Raw genomic sequence first — 14,266 nt, 5'->3', positions numbered from 1 at the left:
TAGTCAAGGTGATGGGGTATCGAGAGAGACGCCAGCCGCAGAAGAGAGGGGGTGGTTCGGCAGGGCGTCCAGCGATCTGGCGAGCTTGACGAGCAGCTGGCCCAGGATGGCGATCTCTTCCGGTGACCAGTGCTCGACGGCGGGCATGTGCAGCGCCTCGGTGGCGGCCAGGATCCGCCGGGCGACGCTTCTTCCGTGGTCGGTCAGCGCGACCACGACGGCCCGGTCGTCGGCGGGGTCGGCGGCGCGGAAGACCAATTCGCTCGCCTCCAGGCGGGCGACCACCTTGCTGATGTTCGACCGTCCGGTGTCGATGGCGTCGGCCAGGTCGGTGGGGCGCGCGACTCCGCGGTAGATCAGCTGGTTGACCAGGAGGAACGCCGCCAGGTCCCCTGGCAGCGGGAAGTCGCAGGCGGACATGAGCTGCTCACGGAACCGGGTGGAGGTGCCCCAGGTCGTGAGGGCGAACAGCGCGGAGGAGAGGTCAGGTCCTTCCGCGCCGACAAGGGGGCTGAGGTCCTCCGCCCGGAGGACCTCGGGCGGAGTCAGTTTGGTGGGTCTGGGCAACCGGGCTCTCCTGCTCGTGGTCCTGTCCCACCGAACTCTAGAGGGTCGGTCCCGAGGGCAGGGCCTCACGAGTCCTCGGCTCAGGTGGCGTGGCCGGAGGCGGGAAGGTACGTTCCGGCCAGGGTCGGATCTTGGGGCGCCGTGCCGGATCCGAACTCGTCATGGGCGTCCCTGGTCCGGAACACGAGCCACGCCCAGCCACAGCCGGCCAGGCCCAGAGCGGCAAGGATCCCGTACAGAACGCTGGGTCCAGCGGCCAGGAGCATAGGGGTAACGCCGGCGACGAGCGCGGCCGCGAAGCGGGCGACCGCGATGATCAGGCCCTGCGCGGTCGTGCGCAGCAGGGTGGGGAAGGACCGCTGCGCCCAGACCTTCATGATGCCTTCGAACGCGAATGCCGTGCCCACCGCGGTGAAGACGATGCTAACCAGATACGTCACGACGTTCACGCCGAAGATCGCGATGGTCAGCGGGCTGAGCACCTGAAAGACCGCGCCGATGGTGAAGTAGCGGAAGCGCACGGGCTTGTCGGCGATCCGCATGAACCACAGGTAGCCGAAGATGGAGATCGGCAGCACGGGAAGACCGACCAGCGCGGCGGTCTGCAGGGAGACGCCGCCGTAGTTCACCAGCACGTAGTTGCCGTACTGGCCGGTGGTGTTCGCGATCAGGTTCGTCAGGGTGTAGAAGCCGGTCAGGGCCATGAACGGCGCGGCGTAGGGCGTCCGGAGCAGTTCGCGAACGCGCGTCCGGTCGCTACGAACCGCCGCGACGCCGCGCGAGCGCCCGGCGCGGGCAGCCATCCAGTCCTCGGATTCGGGGATGGTGAGCCGGCCGAGCAGGACCAGCAGCGCCACCACGGCCAGATGGCCGAAGATGATGCGCACGCCGGCCATGCCCTGGGCTGCGACGGCCGACCCCAGCAGCGAAGCGGCGACCGCACCAGCCAGCCACAGCAGGTTGGAGAACCCGAGCAGGCGGCCCCGATTCTTGTCTGTCGCCGCTTCCGAAATCGTGGACAGCGACACGGGAAGATCCGCCCCGGCGCCCAGGCCCAGGAGGACCGCACCGGCGAGCAGGACAGCGAAGGAGGGCGCGACCATCAAGGCTACGAGGGCAACGATGTTCATTACCATCGTGACGGTGAAGACCGGCCGGCGGCCGAATCGATCTCCCAGGCCGCCGCCGAAGATCGCGCCCACGGCGACGCCGAAGGTCAGCGCCCCGGAGGCGAGTCCGACCTGGAGCTCGTTCAGTTCGAGGGCGCTTTGGAACACGATGATGGCGATGCCGAAGCTCACGATGGCGGCGGCGTCGATGTAGGAGGCCATTCCGGACACGATGCCCACCCACCAGGGGCGGGGAGGGCGGGGGGATGCGGAGGACATGCTTCACCTTTGGCAGGCGGGGCGGGTCAAACCCGATTAGCGGCACCGTACTCAACTATTGTCCTGAAGCCAATACACCGGGATATGCTCGCCTCTCTGAGGGCGCACGACTCGCCGGAACCGAGGGAGACGCAGTGGATGACAAGCTGGTTCTGGCGCGCGGCTCGTGGAAGTACGCCGCCATGGGCCGGATGCTCCGCATCATGGGCGCCGTGGCACCCAGAAGGGTGGACCGGATCATGTCCAACCCGCGAGGGACGGCGACTCCTCGCTTCCCTGACCTGCTGCGCTTACTCGAAGCAGCCGGCGGGATCATGTCACCCACTGCCCAGTACCCGGCCGAGTTCCTCTCCATCCCGACGCAGAACGTCACGATCCCTGGCCCGGACGGTGTCGTCCGCGGGCGCGTTTATCGTCCGCACACGACTCCCGAGGAACGCCTGCGTGACACTCCCGGGTCGCGGCTTCCCCGGACGGTCGTCCTGGCTTATCCGCTCCTGCACAGCGAGGCGTTGCCCTGGGACGATGCGGAGATTGACCGGATCCGGACCGGCGCGGCGGGAAACTTCTTCGAACCGCAGGACCTCACCGATATGGCCCACAACTACGCCGGCCGCCGATCCGTGCTCGACGATCCCTACGCGTTCCCGCCCAACGGAGACCTGTCCGGGCTGCCGCCCTTCTTCATCATCACCGCCGAGTACGACTCCATCCGAGCATCGGGCGAGCACTTCGCGCGCGCCCTCCGCGCCGCCGCAGGCACAGCCGTGCTCACCATGCAGAGCGAAACAGCCCACGGCATTCTCGCTGAACCGTTCTCCAGCAAAGCCGCCGAGGCCCTGCAGCTGATCCGCTCATGGATCGCCAAGCCGGCCGCATGACCGCGTCCCATCTCATTGAATCCCCTGAGCACAAGGAGCACCCATGCCTTTCCCCTTTCCGGATGTTTCCGGCCGCCCCCTTGCGGATCTCATCTCACTGCGCGGCCGTCGTGACCGGCGCAGCCCAGGGGCTCGGCAGGGCGATCGCCGCACGTCTCGAGGGTCACCAACTGGCTGGGCGAGCCCATCCAGACGTTCCCGCAGATGGCGCTGTGCCGATGCGGCCAGTCCGCCACCAAACCGCTGTGCGACGGCAGCCATGCCCGCATCGGGTCCAGCGGTGCCAAGGACCCGGCCAGGACGCCTGACCGGCTCGACTCCTACGAAGACGTGCAGGTCACCGTCCAGGACAACCGCGGCGTTTGCGCCCACTCCGGGCTCTGCACCGATCGGCTGCCCACGGTGTTCCGGGTGGGCGAGGAACCGTTCGTGACGCCCAGCGGCGGCCGGGCCGACGAGATCGTCCGGGCCGTACGCGCCCGCCCCTCCGGTGCGCTCCGCGCCACGATCGACGGTCACCAGGTTCCCGACCCGCGGCGCGAACCCGGGATCGAGGTGTCCAAGGACGGCCCGTACCGGATCACCGGCGGCATCCCGCTCGGCGGCGACGCCTCCCGGGAGCACTACAGCCTGTGCCGGTGTGCGAGGCCAAGCCCGGCTCCCGCGTCTCCGCCCTGGCGCCACTCGCGCGACCGGCGCAGGTGCGGCTTCCTGCACCTGGTGAGCCGGTCGGTTTCGCCGACCACATCAAGCCGCTGTTCCGGGAAGTGGACCGCAAATCGATGAGTTTCGCCTTCGACCTGTGGTCGCGGGAGGACGTCGCCCAGCACGCCGACGCGATCCTGCACCGGCTCCGCCAGGGCACCATGCCGCACGACGGTGCCTGGTCCGCCGAGCAGGTCGATCTCTTCGCCCGATGGATCACCGAAGGAACCACGTCGTAAACCGGGAGCCCATGCCGTGCGCGCTGCCGGGGACACGCCGCCCTCCTCCAGCGTCTGCGGCAGGCGCGGCGAAGAGGCGTCGGTTGCTAAGTGGGGAGTTCCCCATTTAGTCTGACCGGCATGACACTGAGCACCGACGACCGCGCGGCCATCACAGAGCTGATCTCCCTGCACGGGCATGTGTTCGACGACGGCGAGTTCGACCGGCTGGACGAGCTGTTCACCCCCGACGTCGTCTACGACGCCACTGACTACGGCGTCGGATCGCTGGAGGGCGTGGCGGCGATCCTGGACGCCGCGCTCACGCTGGGCGCGCGAAACCCCGTGGCCCATCACGTGACCAACGTCGTGCTCACCGAACTCGCCGACGGCAGGGTGCGCGCCCGGTCCAAGGCGATCTCCATCATGGCGGGCGGCACCTGCGGAAGCGCGACCTACGACGACGTCATCTCCTACGGCGACCAGGGGTGGCGGATCAGCCACCGCAAGATCATCGCGCGGCGAGCGCCCCTCGGGGGTTTCGGTAGCGATAGCGGCCAGTAGCCGTGGAGCTTGTCCGCCGTAGTGTGACAAAGTGACCGTTCCTGCCGATCAGATCTCCACCGCCTTGGCGCCGTTCGTCGCGACACTGGCCGCGTATGATCTCGGGCCGGGCTCGGGTGGCGTTCATCGCGGGCTTCCCTCATCCACGGTGTCGATCACGATCCCCGAGGAGGACCCGCTGGAGATCGCCTGGGTCGGGCGGCCCGGCTCGCGCAGACGGCTCCGGGCCGTGGTGGCCGGACTCCATCTGAGCGCGGCCGAGCTGCGGCAAGAGGAGTGCACGCGCGGCGTGTGGTTGACGCTCAGCCCACTGGGTGCCGGCGCGCTGCTGGGACTTCCCTCGTCGGCGCTGGCCGGGGACATCGCCGATCTCGCCGACGTCGTCCCGGCGATGGCGGACCTGCCGGAGCGCTTGGCGGCCTGCCGGTCCTGGCCGCAACGTCGCGCCCTCGTCGAACGCTCGCTGCTCACCGGCCTGGCCCGGCACGGCGAACGCGCCAACAGCCACGAGCTGCGGGCCACTCTCGCGGTCCTGTCCGGGACCACCCGGGTGCAGGAGGCGGCTCGGCTGCTCGGGTGCTCCCGGCGGCACCTGAGCAGCACGGTTCATACCGAGTTCGGGGTGACGCCGAAGGAGTACCAACGGCTCGTCCGCTTCGAGGCCGCCCGGGGCCGACTCGTGGCCGCCGCCGGTGGGGGAGGGGACGGTCTGGCGGCGGTGGCCGCCGCGTCGGGATTCGCCGATCAAGCGCACCTCACCCGGGAGTGGCGGGCCATGGCCGGGTGCACGCCCACCGAGTGGCTGCGCGCCGAAGGCCTGGCCGTTCGGGGTTCGCCGGCCCGCGACCGGCCACCGGGCGAGGAGCGTGCGTCGAACCGGCTGCCGGGCGAGGAGCGCGCGTCCAGGTGACGACCGATGCGGGCGCGTTCGTTCCCATATGTTCAAGACCCCTATGCCCGCCCGACCTCACCATGGGCACATGACGCCAGATATCCGCATCACCCCTCGTCTCATCGTGCCCGACCCGGACCGCGCGTCGGCGTTCTACCAGGACGCCCTGGGCGCCGAGCAAGTGTTCCGCGCTCCGCAGGGCGACGATGGACGGCCCGCCGTCGTCGACCACCGCATCGGTGGTTCGTCCTTCCGCGTCTCGCCGGCAATCACCTCGTGGGGCTGGCTCTCACCAAGCGACCTCGGCGGCTCCGCGGTACTCCTGGAGATCGAGGTCGGCGACCCGGACGCGGTCGGCGAACGCATGGTCGCCCACGGCGCCGAGGTGCTCGTGCCGATCGAGAACCGGCCCTACGGCAAGCGCTCGGGCCGCGTCCGTGACCCATTCGGCCATCTGTGGATCATCACCGGCGAGCTTCGCTGAGGCTTCCCCGGAGAGGCCTTCGCGGCGGTCTGCGCGAATCACCGCTCATGCGCCCGCACTGTGATCGGCGAGGGGGAACGAGTGGTGCTCGTGCGCCACGACCCATCGCCCGTCCTTCTTGCGCAGGCCGAGCGTCAGCCGCAGCCGGTGCCGCGCCACGTCCTCGGGCATGCCGCAGCGAAGCAGGGCGTGGGCGAAGGCGACGTCGTCACCGGCGGTGACCTCCAGCGTCTCGATCTCGAACATCGCTCCTTGCGCCTGCCACTCGAAGAACGGCGGCCACGCCTTCCTGTACGTCTCGATGCCGCGCACCTCCCCGGGCACGTCGTACATCACGATGTCCTCAGCGTGGTCGGCGACAACGGCCGCCAGCTCACCACGGTGCACGGCCTCGGCCCAGGCCTCGATCAGGCCGCGGATCCGCTCTTCGTTGATCGACATGGAGGGTGTCCTTCCGGTCCAGATGTATCCGTCAGGACTACGATCCGAGCCATCGGCGAAAATCATCGGCGCGAGCCCGAACATGCGCGGACGAAGGCGAGGTTCAGGGCATTCGTCCCCAGAAGTCGAGGCTGTGGTCGGCCACGTAGTCCGTGCCGCCGATCCGTTCGGGCGCCAGGGATTGAACGTAACCGGTGCTGACGTCGGGCCAGTCCGGCAGGTCCGCGCGGGCGGGATCACCGTGGCGGGCGAAGGCCGTCCAGTACTGGTTCATCCGGTTGGCGAACTCACGTTGTGCCGCCGACAGCGACGTACCGCCGCCGGGAAAGTCGAATTGGTACGCCAGGGCGCTGGAATGCTGGGCGCCGGTCGGAAACCCTGGGAGAGGCACGAGCGATGGGGCGGCCCGATCGGCGAACTCGTAGAACCAGGTGCCGGTGTGCGCGGCGAAGGCGCGGCCCAGCTCCCAGGCCGGTAGTGCCCAGGCCCGGTCCGTGGCGATCTGGGCCCAGGCGAGGCTCGGTGTCGGGAAGCCGTCGAGAGGGTAGCGGGCGGCGACCAGATCGGCCGAGTCACCGAACGCCTCGGCCACCAGTCGCGGGTAGCTCTCAGCTGTGACCGGGTTGCCGACGAGGTCGGCGAAGAGCCCGACGAAGAACCGCGCCTCGTCGCGCATGGCGCCCAGCATCAGCGGTATCCGGTGAAAGCGTCCAGCGGGTATCGCCGTCGAGGGCGACTCGGGCAGGGTGGTCCCGCCGAAGGCGGGCCGGATGAAGGAGTCCGACGCCTGGAGCAGGTCTGTCACCGGGACCCGCCGGAGCTGCGCGAGCGCCGACTCGGGATCACTGCCCGGCGTGACCCAACCCCGCTCGGCCGCGACCGCGTCGCCGAACTGCTCCAGTTCTGCCATCGGGGACCACCTCGGCGGGAGCGCCGGAACACCGGGAATGAAGGTGTGTGCCGGCGTCGTGCCCAGTACTGAGAACGCGCTCTGCAGGATCGCTCGGTGGAACAACCCCGCCGACGCGGGTGACACGAGGTGCGCGGCGATCATGAGGGCCCCGTACGACTCTCCGACCAGGGTCACATTCGCCGGGTCGCCGCCGAACCGCGCGATTTCCCGCCGCACCCAGCGAAGTACCGCCTGCTGATCCTGCAGCCCGAAGGTGCCGCCGTCGGCGAGACCCGGGTGGCCGAAGCACCCGAACACGCCGAGCCGGAAGTTCGGTGCCACGACGACCACGTCGCCGGCTACGGCCAGCCGCTGAGCATCGTAGGCAGCGGCATTGCCGTTCGTCCCGCCGCCGCCGTGCAGCCATACCAGCACCGGCCGCCCGGCGCCCTGGGCGGCCTCCGGCACGGTGATGTCGAGCGTCAGACAGTCCTCGTCCACGGAGGTGACGTCCGCGAACGACTGGGCCAGCTGTGGCGCCGGGTTTCCGGGCACGGTCGCGTCCCGGATCCCGGTCCATGGCTCGACCGGCGCGGGCGGCCGCCATCGCCGGTCTCCGATCGGGGCCGCGGCATAAGGAATCCCCCGGAACGAGAGATGGCCGTCAAGCCGGCGGCCACGGACGGCACCGCTGCTCAGCCGTACGGTCACGTGCTGGGTCATGGTGCGCACCCTGCGGTCAGTGTGCGCGTCGCGAGTTCCCGGTCAAGTGGCGCCGTCCCACCGGACCTCCGTAGCAATATGCTCATATTGCTACGATAACAGCATGACCATATTGCGGGGCAAAAGGGACGCGGCCTACCGCAGTCAGGAGAGTGAGCGATCGTGACGCCCGGCGAACACCGTGGCGACGACCGGGCGCAATACGTCGCGCGCCGAGAACGCGTCCGCACCCGAGAGCGCGACCTGATCGGCCAGGCCTTGCAAGGTCGCGAGGATCATGCGAGCGGCGAGCACGGCGTCCACGCCGGAATCGACCTCACCGCGCTTCCTGCCATCCTCGACCGCCATCGTGACGTATCCGAGCAGGTCACCGCCCGCACGCCGGGCGACCTCGGCGAGACCGGGGTGATACGGCGCCTGAGCCGAAAGGCACTGCCGGACGCGATACTCGATCTCCCGCTCCTCGTCCAGCGGCAACAGCTCGACAAGACTGTCGAGCAGCACCTGCGAGACCTGGAGGCCGGCATCCGAACCCTCGCGGACGCGCATCCCCACCCGCTCGCTCATGCGACGCACGGCGTCGTCGTAGGCGAAACGGAGCAGTTCGTCCTTGCCGGCGAAGTAGTGCTGGATGAGCCCGACCGAAACCCCGGCCTCTGCCGCCACGCGCGAGAACGAGACGCCGGCCAACCCCTCCGCGGCGAGCAAACGCTGGAATGCCCGTGCGATCTGGACACGACGCTGGTCATGATCGGCAACCCGCGGCACCCCGCTATCGTACAGCCGTATTGTTACCCTCACCCCGGATCAGGAGTTCGGCACATGCGCGCCAACCTGCGCGACGACCTGAAAACCGCCCTCAAGACCCGCGACCGCATCGCGATCACCGCGCTCCGGTCCGCTCTGGCAGCGATCGAGAACGCCGAAGCCGTCGCGGTCGACCCCCCGCCGCCCGGCGCCCCCGAGCACAACGAGCACTTCGCAGGATCGACCACCGGCCTGGGCGCCGCCGACGTGGAACGTCGTCTCCTCACCGAGGCCGATCTGCTGTCGATCGTCGAGAAGGAAATGCGGGAGCGCTCGGTCGCCGCGCAGGAGTACGAGCGGCTGGGCCGCGACGACCACGCCGAGCGGCTCCGCGCGGAGGCCGAGGTGCTGAGCCGGTACCTGGAGCCGACCGTCTGAACACACCACAACCGCCCCATAGGGCTGTCACAAATGGGGCGGCCGTCTTGTCCTCACTCCGGACAATCCCCGTTTGGATGGAGGAACATCGTGAGCGCACACCTGCCCCCAGGCGTTGAGGTGATCGCGACCCTGTCGGAGGCGGCGGCCCGGATCCCGGCCGGCGCCGAGGCCAGGACCGTCCGGATCACCCTGCCGCCCGGCGACCCCGGCGCGCCGCCACACCGGCACCCCGGGCCGATCTTCGGCTACGTGACCCAGGGCGAGATCCTCTTCGAGCTGGAGGGGCAGCCGCCCCGGGTGCTGAAGGCCGGTGACGCCCTGTTCGAGCCCGGGGGCGACGTGATCCACCTCCAGGGCGCCAACAACCTTCAGGACGCGCAGTCGCAGATGGTGGTGACCATGTTCGCGCTGCCGGGCACCCCGATTCTGACCGTGGTCAGCGCGGAGGAGCTGGCCGAACGACGACACCTACGGGTTACCCCAACCATGAGGGCCACCAGCATCTCCTGATATACGAAGAGTCCATCTCTCATCACGTTGGGTGACGGTAGATTTCCCGTGTGGCGAACGCAGCGGATTCTCGTGAGGCCGAGTTCGGAGCCGAGCCGCGGCGGCGGGTCGAGACGGGCCGTTCGCGGTCCCGGCCCGCGGCCGGCTGCCCCTATCCGGGGCTGACGTCCTTCCGCACCGGGGACGCGCGCTTGTTCTTCGGCCGCGAGCGGGCCGTGGCCGATCTGGTGGCCCTGCTCGCCGACCCCGAGACGGCGGGTCATCCGGCGATCGTGATCGGCCCGTCGGGAGTGGGCAAGTCCTCGCTGCTGCGCGCCGGTCTGGCCCCGGCCGTGCTGCGGGGCGCGCTCCCCGGTCGCCGGCCCGGCCGGCCGAGTGTGGCGTACCTGACGCCGACCGCCCAGCCGATGCGCGAACTGGGCGGCGTCGACTCCCGCACGCTGGTGATCGTCGACCAGTTCGAGGAGCTGTTCACGCTGTGCGGCGACGAGGCCGCGCGGCAGGCGTTCATCGCCGAGCTGTGCCACCGGGCGGCGGCCGGCCTCGCGGTGGTCCTGGGCGTACGCGCCGATTTCTACGGCCAGTGCGTGGCCCACCCGCCGCTGCTGGCGGCGCTGCGGGCGCGTTGCCTGCCGCTCGGCCCGATGGCGGCCGGGCAGCTGCGGCAGGCGATCAGCGAGCCGGCCGCCGTGGCGCAGCTGGACATCGAAGCCGGCCTGGTCGAGCTGCTGCTGCGCGATGTGGGCGCCCGGACCAGCGGCGCCTGCGACGCCGGGGCGCTGCCCCTGCTGTCCCATGCGCTGCGGGCGACCTGGCAGAAGCGGACCGGCACTCTGCTCACCGTCGCGGGCTATGAGCGTACGGGCGGCATCCGGGGGGCGATCGAGGTCACGGCGGAGCAGGCGTACGCGGAGCTCGACCCGGCGCAGCAGCAGGTGGCCCGGCACATGCTGCTGCGCCTGATCCAGGTCGGCGACGGGACGGCCGACACCCGCCGTCGGCTCGCCCGCCAGGCACTGACCGACGACGGGGACGAGGCCGTCCTGGAGGCGTTCATCCGGGCCCGGCTGCTGACGGCCAACGCCGCATGGGTGGAGATCAGCCACGAGGTCCTGTTCGACACCTGGCCCCGGCTGAAAGGCTGGATCGACGCCGACCGGGCGGGGCTGCGGATCCGGCGGCAGCTCGCCGACGCCGCCGAGGCGTGGGAACGCGCGGGCCGCGACGACGGCCTGCTGCTGCGCGGTCCCCAGCTGACCATGCTGCGCGAATGGGCCGACGCGGCACTCGCCGTCAACCTCACCCCCGCCGAGTGCGCCTTCCTGAGCGCCAGCCGGCAATGCGGTGAGGCCGAGCAGGTGGAGACGGTGCGGCGTAACCGCCGGCTACGCCGCCTGGTCCGCTGCCTCGGAATCACGCTGGCGCTGACCGCGGTCGGCACGGTGGTGGCGGTCAAGCAGGCGGCGGAGGCGCACCGGCAGGAACGGAGCTCCCTGGCCGGGCGGCTGTCAGTCGAGGCGGCCCGGCTGGCCGGCCACCGGCCGGAGGTGTCGGCGCTGCTCGCCGCGGCGGCCGTCGAGCAGGACCGCACTCCGCAGTCGCTCGGCGCGCTGATGAGCACGCAGGCGGGAGGGTTCGCCGGGCGCCTGGCCGGGCACGGGGCGGCGCTGTGGGGAGCGTCCTTCAGCGCCGACGGCTCGACGCTCGCCACGGTCGACCACGGTGGCCGCGCCCTGCTGTGGGACGCCCGCCGCCGGACCGTGACCCATACGCTGGAAGACCTCTCCGCCCGCTTCACCGCCATCGCCGTCAGCCCGGACGGGCGCCTGGTCGCCGGGGCGGGCGAGGACAGGCGGCTGCGAATGTGGGACGCCGGGACCGGCAAGAGACTGGCGACGCGCGAGTTGCCGGGCGGCACGGCGATGGGCGGTCTCTCCTTCGATCAGAAGGGCGCGATCCTGGCCGTGGCCGGGACCGGGGTCGTGTTGTGGCGGGTGAGCGACCTGCGGGCGTTGCCGGCTCCGCCGTGGGGGTCGGACGCGATCGAAGGTGCCGCGTTCAGCCCCGATGGCACGCTGCTGGCCGCCGCCGGCCACGACGGGAAGCTGCGGCTCTGGCGCACCGACGGCGCGAGCGGGCCGCCGCCGGCTCTCCCAGCGGGCGCGCACGCGTTGCACGACGTCGCCTTCAGCCCGGACGGCACGCGGCTGGTCGCCGCCGGTGACGACGGTGCCGTACGACTCTGGCGTACCTCCGACTGGCACCCGTCGGGCGTGCTCACCGGGCATCGCGGCGCCGTGTGGGATCTCGACTTCCGCGGCGACGGCCAGCTGCTCGCCACAGCGGGTGAGGACCAGCGGATCCTGCTGTGGGACGTGGCGGCGGGCCGCCGGGTCGCCGAGCTGACCGGCCACAGCGCCGCCGTGCACGCGGTCGCCTTCCCCCGCAGCGGGACGCTGCTGGTCAGCGCCGCCGCCGACACGACCGGGGCCATCTGGGACACCGCGGGCTGGGAGATCCGCGGCTGTCCCGAGCCGGAGACGGTCGCGGCGGCATGGGGACCCTGGGGGCTGGTGACGGGTGCCGCCGACGGCGTGGTTCGCTTCGGCGGACCCGCCGCCGCGACTGGGCAGTGCGAGCAGCTGTCCCTGCCCTACCCACGCATCCGCGCGCTGGCCAGGGGCGGGAAGGATGGAGACCTGCTGGTGGCCGGTGGTGACAGGGGGCGGATTCGGGTGTGGAGTCTCCGGCGCCGCACCGAGCTCTACCGGCTCGACTCCGGAGCCGGCGACCAGCACGGTGTCGCCGTCGATCCCGAAGGTGACCTCGTGGCGGGCGGCTATGGCAACGAAATCCTGGTGTGGCACATCACCGCGGGTCAAGCCACCAGAGTGGACAAGTGGACGGCGAGCGGGACGGTGGGCACGCTCGCGTTCGACCCCGGCGCGGGGACGCTGACCACAGGCGAGGACCGGGCCGTCTACGTACGGCGACTGGGTGATCCCGCCTCGCGGCGGCTCCTCATGGTTGCCACCGCGCCGATCACAGCGCTCGCCTACAGCGCGGACGGCACTATGCTGGCGATCGGCTCCGACGACGGAACGGTGCGGCTCTGGCAGGTCCAGGGGCGCCGCGAGCTGTTCGCCCTGTCCACCCGTCAGGGCTCCGTCCGGGCACTGGGCTTCGCCTCCGGCCATGGCCGCCTGGCCGTCACCGGAGCGCTCGGCACGGTGCGCTGGTGGGATCTGGACGAAGGGGCGTCGCTGCGCCACGCCTGCGACATCGCCGCCGTGCCCCAACCGCAGGAGTGGGCACGGCTCGTACCGAATATGAAACCCCTGCCGCCCTGCGCCTTCAGTTCTTCAGGCGCTCCGGTGTCAGCGCCGCACGCGTCGCCGGGGCGCGTCATCGGCGCGGCCGGGCACCCCGTCGTGGCCGCTCCGAAGCCGACCAGTGGGCCGGGCGCGTGAGCGCGGACGACAGCTTGGTGGCGCTGTCGCCTCTGGCCGCGTTGAGCTGCGGCTGGGTGAGGAAGATGCTGCCCGTGAGATCGGCGCCGGCCAGCTCGGCGCCCCTGAGGTCGGCGCCGATCAGGTCGGCCAGCCGCAGGTCCGCGCCGCGCAGATCGGCGCCGATGAGGTAGGCCCCGCGTAGGTCGGCGCCTCGGAGGTCGGTGCCCTTGAGCTTGGCGCCGATGAGGTCGGCGCCCCTGCGGTTCTTCCGGCGCGGGGTCTCGCCCCGGACCAGCTCGCTCGTACGCAGCAGCAGGGTGTTGACGCTCTGCCGGTGCGCGGGCACGTCCACGAGCAGGAGGGTGTCGGCGTCGGCACGGCTGAGCCGCCCGGTCTCGTCGAGCGCGGCGCGGAGGTCGTCGTGGAGCTCGCGGGCCGGGTCGAAGGTCAGCGCCTCGGTGAGGTACCACAGCAACTCGTGGAGCTGGCGCACCACCGGGAACACCGCGAACATCCGCGTCGCCGTCTCAGGAGCCCGCCGCCAGTCCTGCCCGGCGAAGGTGACCTGGGAGACCTTCTGCCCCGCGCCGAAGCAGTCATAGACCGTGCAGCCCGGGAACCCGCGCTCCCTGAGATCGCGGTGGATGCCGCAGCGGAAGTCCGCCTCCAGGTTGGGGCACGGCCGTCCGGCGTCCTTGTCGATCGCGAAGTCGGCCGAGGCGGCGAAAGGCAGCGCCACGCAGCACAGCCCGAAGCAGCTCTCGCAGTCGGCCTTCAGGGATTCGGACAAGAGCAGAGGTCTCCTTCTGGGGCACCGAGTCTCCGAACATTACCCCAGCTCGTCGCGCAGGGCGCCAAGGTCCGTGCCGTCAGCCGTTCGCCGGAGAGCGCCGGGCTGCCCGACGGCGTGGAGGTCGTGGCGCGACCGGACGTCTTCGACGGTGTCAGCGCGCTGTTCCTCCACCCGCGCGCCGTGGCCAGCGGCCCCGTCGAACTGCTGGATCTGGCCCGGCGGCACGGGGTACGGCGGGTGGTGGCGCTGTCGGCCGGCAACGTCGACGACGACCTGGCGGAGCAGCCGTCCCGCTTCCGAGGCGACAGGAACTTCATAGGTGACAGGAACAAGGAGGCCGAGCAGGCCGCCGTCGGCAGCGGTCTGGAGTGGGTGAGCGTCTTGAATTCTCTGTGGTTCTCTGAAGGAATCAGGTAACTCGGACGGGCGTGGCCTGGCCTGGGCTGTTCCCGTGCTCGGTGTGCATGAGCACTGGGGTGGCTTTGGCGTGGTGGAAGCCGGTCCGATGGTGAGAATTCCTGACATGCCCTGTCCGGTGCGGCTGGTGCCGTCCCGGCTTGGGTGCATG

The 14,266-nt window shown here is 70.8% G+C and carries 16 protein-coding genes; 10 read left to right on the top strand and 6 right to left on the bottom strand.

The window, feature by feature from the left end:
* Positions 1 to 3: 3 nt before the first annotated feature.
* Complete coding sequence (locus AB0L53_RS56965; protein ID WP_358201759.1) at positions 4 to 567, bottom strand: MarR family winged helix-turn-helix transcriptional regulator; 564 nt, start codon at positions 565 to 567, stop codon at positions 4 to 6.
* 80 nt (positions 568 to 647) lie between these two features.
* Positions 648 to 1,955, bottom strand: a complete 1,308-nt coding sequence (locus AB0L53_RS56960) for an MFS transporter (RefSeq protein WP_364014743.1) — start codon at positions 1,953 to 1,955, stop codon at positions 648 to 650.
* Positions 1,956 to 2,089: 134 nt separating this feature from the next.
* Here AB0L53_RS56960 and AB0L53_RS56955 point away from each other — a divergent pair, with 134 nt between their 5' ends.
* The 6 genes from AB0L53_RS56955 to AB0L53_RS56930 all read left to right on the top strand — a co-directional run bounded on the left by AB0L53_RS56955 (position 2,090) and on the right by AB0L53_RS56930 (position 5,699).
* Positions 2,090 to 2,836, top strand: a complete 747-nt coding sequence (locus AB0L53_RS56955) for an alpha/beta hydrolase fold domain-containing protein (protein ID WP_364014740.1) — start codon at positions 2,090 to 2,092, stop codon at positions 2,834 to 2,836.
* Positions 2,837 to 3,010: 174 nt separating this feature from the next.
* Positions 3,011 to 3,622 (top strand): (4Fe-4S)-binding protein, encoded by a 612-nt coding sequence (locus AB0L53_RS56950; RefSeq protein WP_364014833.1) that lies wholly within the window; start codon positions 3,011 to 3,013, stop codon positions 3,620 to 3,622.
* Complete coding sequence (locus AB0L53_RS56945; RefSeq protein WP_364014737.1) at positions 3,619 to 3,780, top strand: hypothetical protein; 162 nt, start codon at positions 3,619 to 3,621, stop codon at positions 3,778 to 3,780. Before AB0L53_RS56950 ends, AB0L53_RS56945 begins: the two co-directional genes overlap by 4 nt.
* A gap of 120 nt (positions 3,781 to 3,900) precedes the next feature.
* Positions 3,901 to 4,323, top strand: a complete 423-nt coding sequence (locus AB0L53_RS56940; RefSeq protein ID WP_364014734.1) for a nuclear transport factor 2 family protein — start codon at positions 3,901 to 3,903, stop codon at positions 4,321 to 4,323.
* A gap of 31 nt (positions 4,324 to 4,354) precedes the next feature.
* Positions 4,355 to 5,233, top strand: coding sequence for a helix-turn-helix domain-containing protein (locus tag AB0L53_RS56935; RefSeq protein WP_364014731.1), 879 nt, complete (start codon positions 4,355 to 4,357; stop codon positions 5,231 to 5,233).
* 70 nt (positions 5,234 to 5,303) lie between these two features.
* On the top strand, positions 5,304 to 5,699 hold the full coding sequence (locus AB0L53_RS56930) for a VOC family protein (RefSeq protein ID WP_364014728.1): 396 nt from the start codon (positions 5,304 to 5,306) through the stop codon (positions 5,697 to 5,699).
* Positions 5,700 to 5,744: 45 nt separating this feature from the next.
* Here AB0L53_RS56930 and AB0L53_RS56925 read toward each other — a convergent pair whose 3' ends face one another.
* From AB0L53_RS56925 to AB0L53_RS56915, 3 genes are all read right to left on the bottom strand, one after another.
* Positions 5,745 to 6,140: an SgcJ/EcaC family oxidoreductase gene (locus AB0L53_RS56925; protein WP_364014725.1), complete on the bottom strand. Its 396-nt coding sequence runs from the start codon at positions 6,138 to 6,140 to the stop codon at positions 5,745 to 5,747.
* A 103-nt stretch (positions 6,141 to 6,243) separates the two neighbouring features.
* Complete coding sequence (locus AB0L53_RS56920; protein WP_364014723.1) at positions 6,244 to 7,755, bottom strand: carboxylesterase family protein; 1,512 nt, start codon at positions 7,753 to 7,755, stop codon at positions 6,244 to 6,246.
* 144 nt (positions 7,756 to 7,899) lie between these two features.
* Positions 7,900 to 8,523, bottom strand: coding sequence for a TetR/AcrR family transcriptional regulator (locus AB0L53_RS56915; RefSeq protein ID WP_364014720.1), 624 nt, complete (start codon positions 8,521 to 8,523; stop codon positions 7,900 to 7,902).
* Between the two features lie 54 nt (positions 8,524 to 8,577).
* Here AB0L53_RS56915 and AB0L53_RS56910 point away from each other — a divergent pair, with 54 nt between their 5' ends.
* The 3 genes from AB0L53_RS56910 to AB0L53_RS56900 all read left to right on the top strand — a co-directional run bounded on the left by AB0L53_RS56910 (position 8,578) and on the right by AB0L53_RS56900 (position 12,923).
* Positions 8,578 to 8,940, top strand: a complete 363-nt coding sequence (locus tag AB0L53_RS56910; protein ID WP_364014717.1) for a GatB/YqeY domain-containing protein — start codon at positions 8,578 to 8,580, stop codon at positions 8,938 to 8,940.
* A gap of 90 nt (positions 8,941 to 9,030) precedes the next feature.
* Positions 9,031 to 9,453 (top strand): cupin domain-containing protein, encoded by a 423-nt coding sequence (locus AB0L53_RS56905; protein WP_364014715.1) that lies wholly within the window; start codon positions 9,031 to 9,033, stop codon positions 9,451 to 9,453.
* A gap of 50 nt (positions 9,454 to 9,503) precedes the next feature.
* On the top strand, positions 9,504 to 12,923 hold the full coding sequence (locus tag AB0L53_RS56900) for a hypothetical protein (protein WP_364014712.1): 3,420 nt from the start codon (positions 9,504 to 9,506) through the stop codon (positions 12,921 to 12,923).
* On the opposite strand, the gene AB0L53_RS56895 is transcribed toward AB0L53_RS56900, so the two are convergent.
* Positions 12,859 to 13,695 carry a pentapeptide repeat-containing protein gene (locus AB0L53_RS56895; protein WP_364014709.1) on the bottom strand — a complete coding sequence of 279 codons (837 nt, stop codon included), beginning with the start codon at positions 13,693 to 13,695 and terminating at the stop codon, positions 12,859 to 12,861. The two genes, AB0L53_RS56900 and AB0L53_RS56895, sit on opposite strands and share 65 nt — an antisense overlap.
* A gap of 126 nt (positions 13,696 to 13,821) precedes the next feature.
* Between AB0L53_RS56895 and AB0L53_RS56890 the strand changes: the two genes are divergently transcribed.
* Positions 13,822 to 14,115: a hypothetical protein gene (locus tag AB0L53_RS56890; RefSeq protein WP_364014706.1), complete on the top strand. Its 294-nt coding sequence runs from the start codon at positions 13,822 to 13,824 to the stop codon at positions 14,113 to 14,115.
* Positions 14,116 to 14,266 lie beyond the last annotated feature (151 nt).

Origin of the sequence: Nonomuraea sp. NPDC052129 (assembly GCF_040680095.1) — a bacterium.
Lineage (GTDB): Bacteria > Actinomycetota > Actinomycetes > Streptosporangiales > Streptosporangiaceae > Nonomuraea.
The sequence above is the reverse complement of the archived record's forward strand: the minus strand, read 5'-3'. Positions and strand labels throughout refer to the sequence as shown.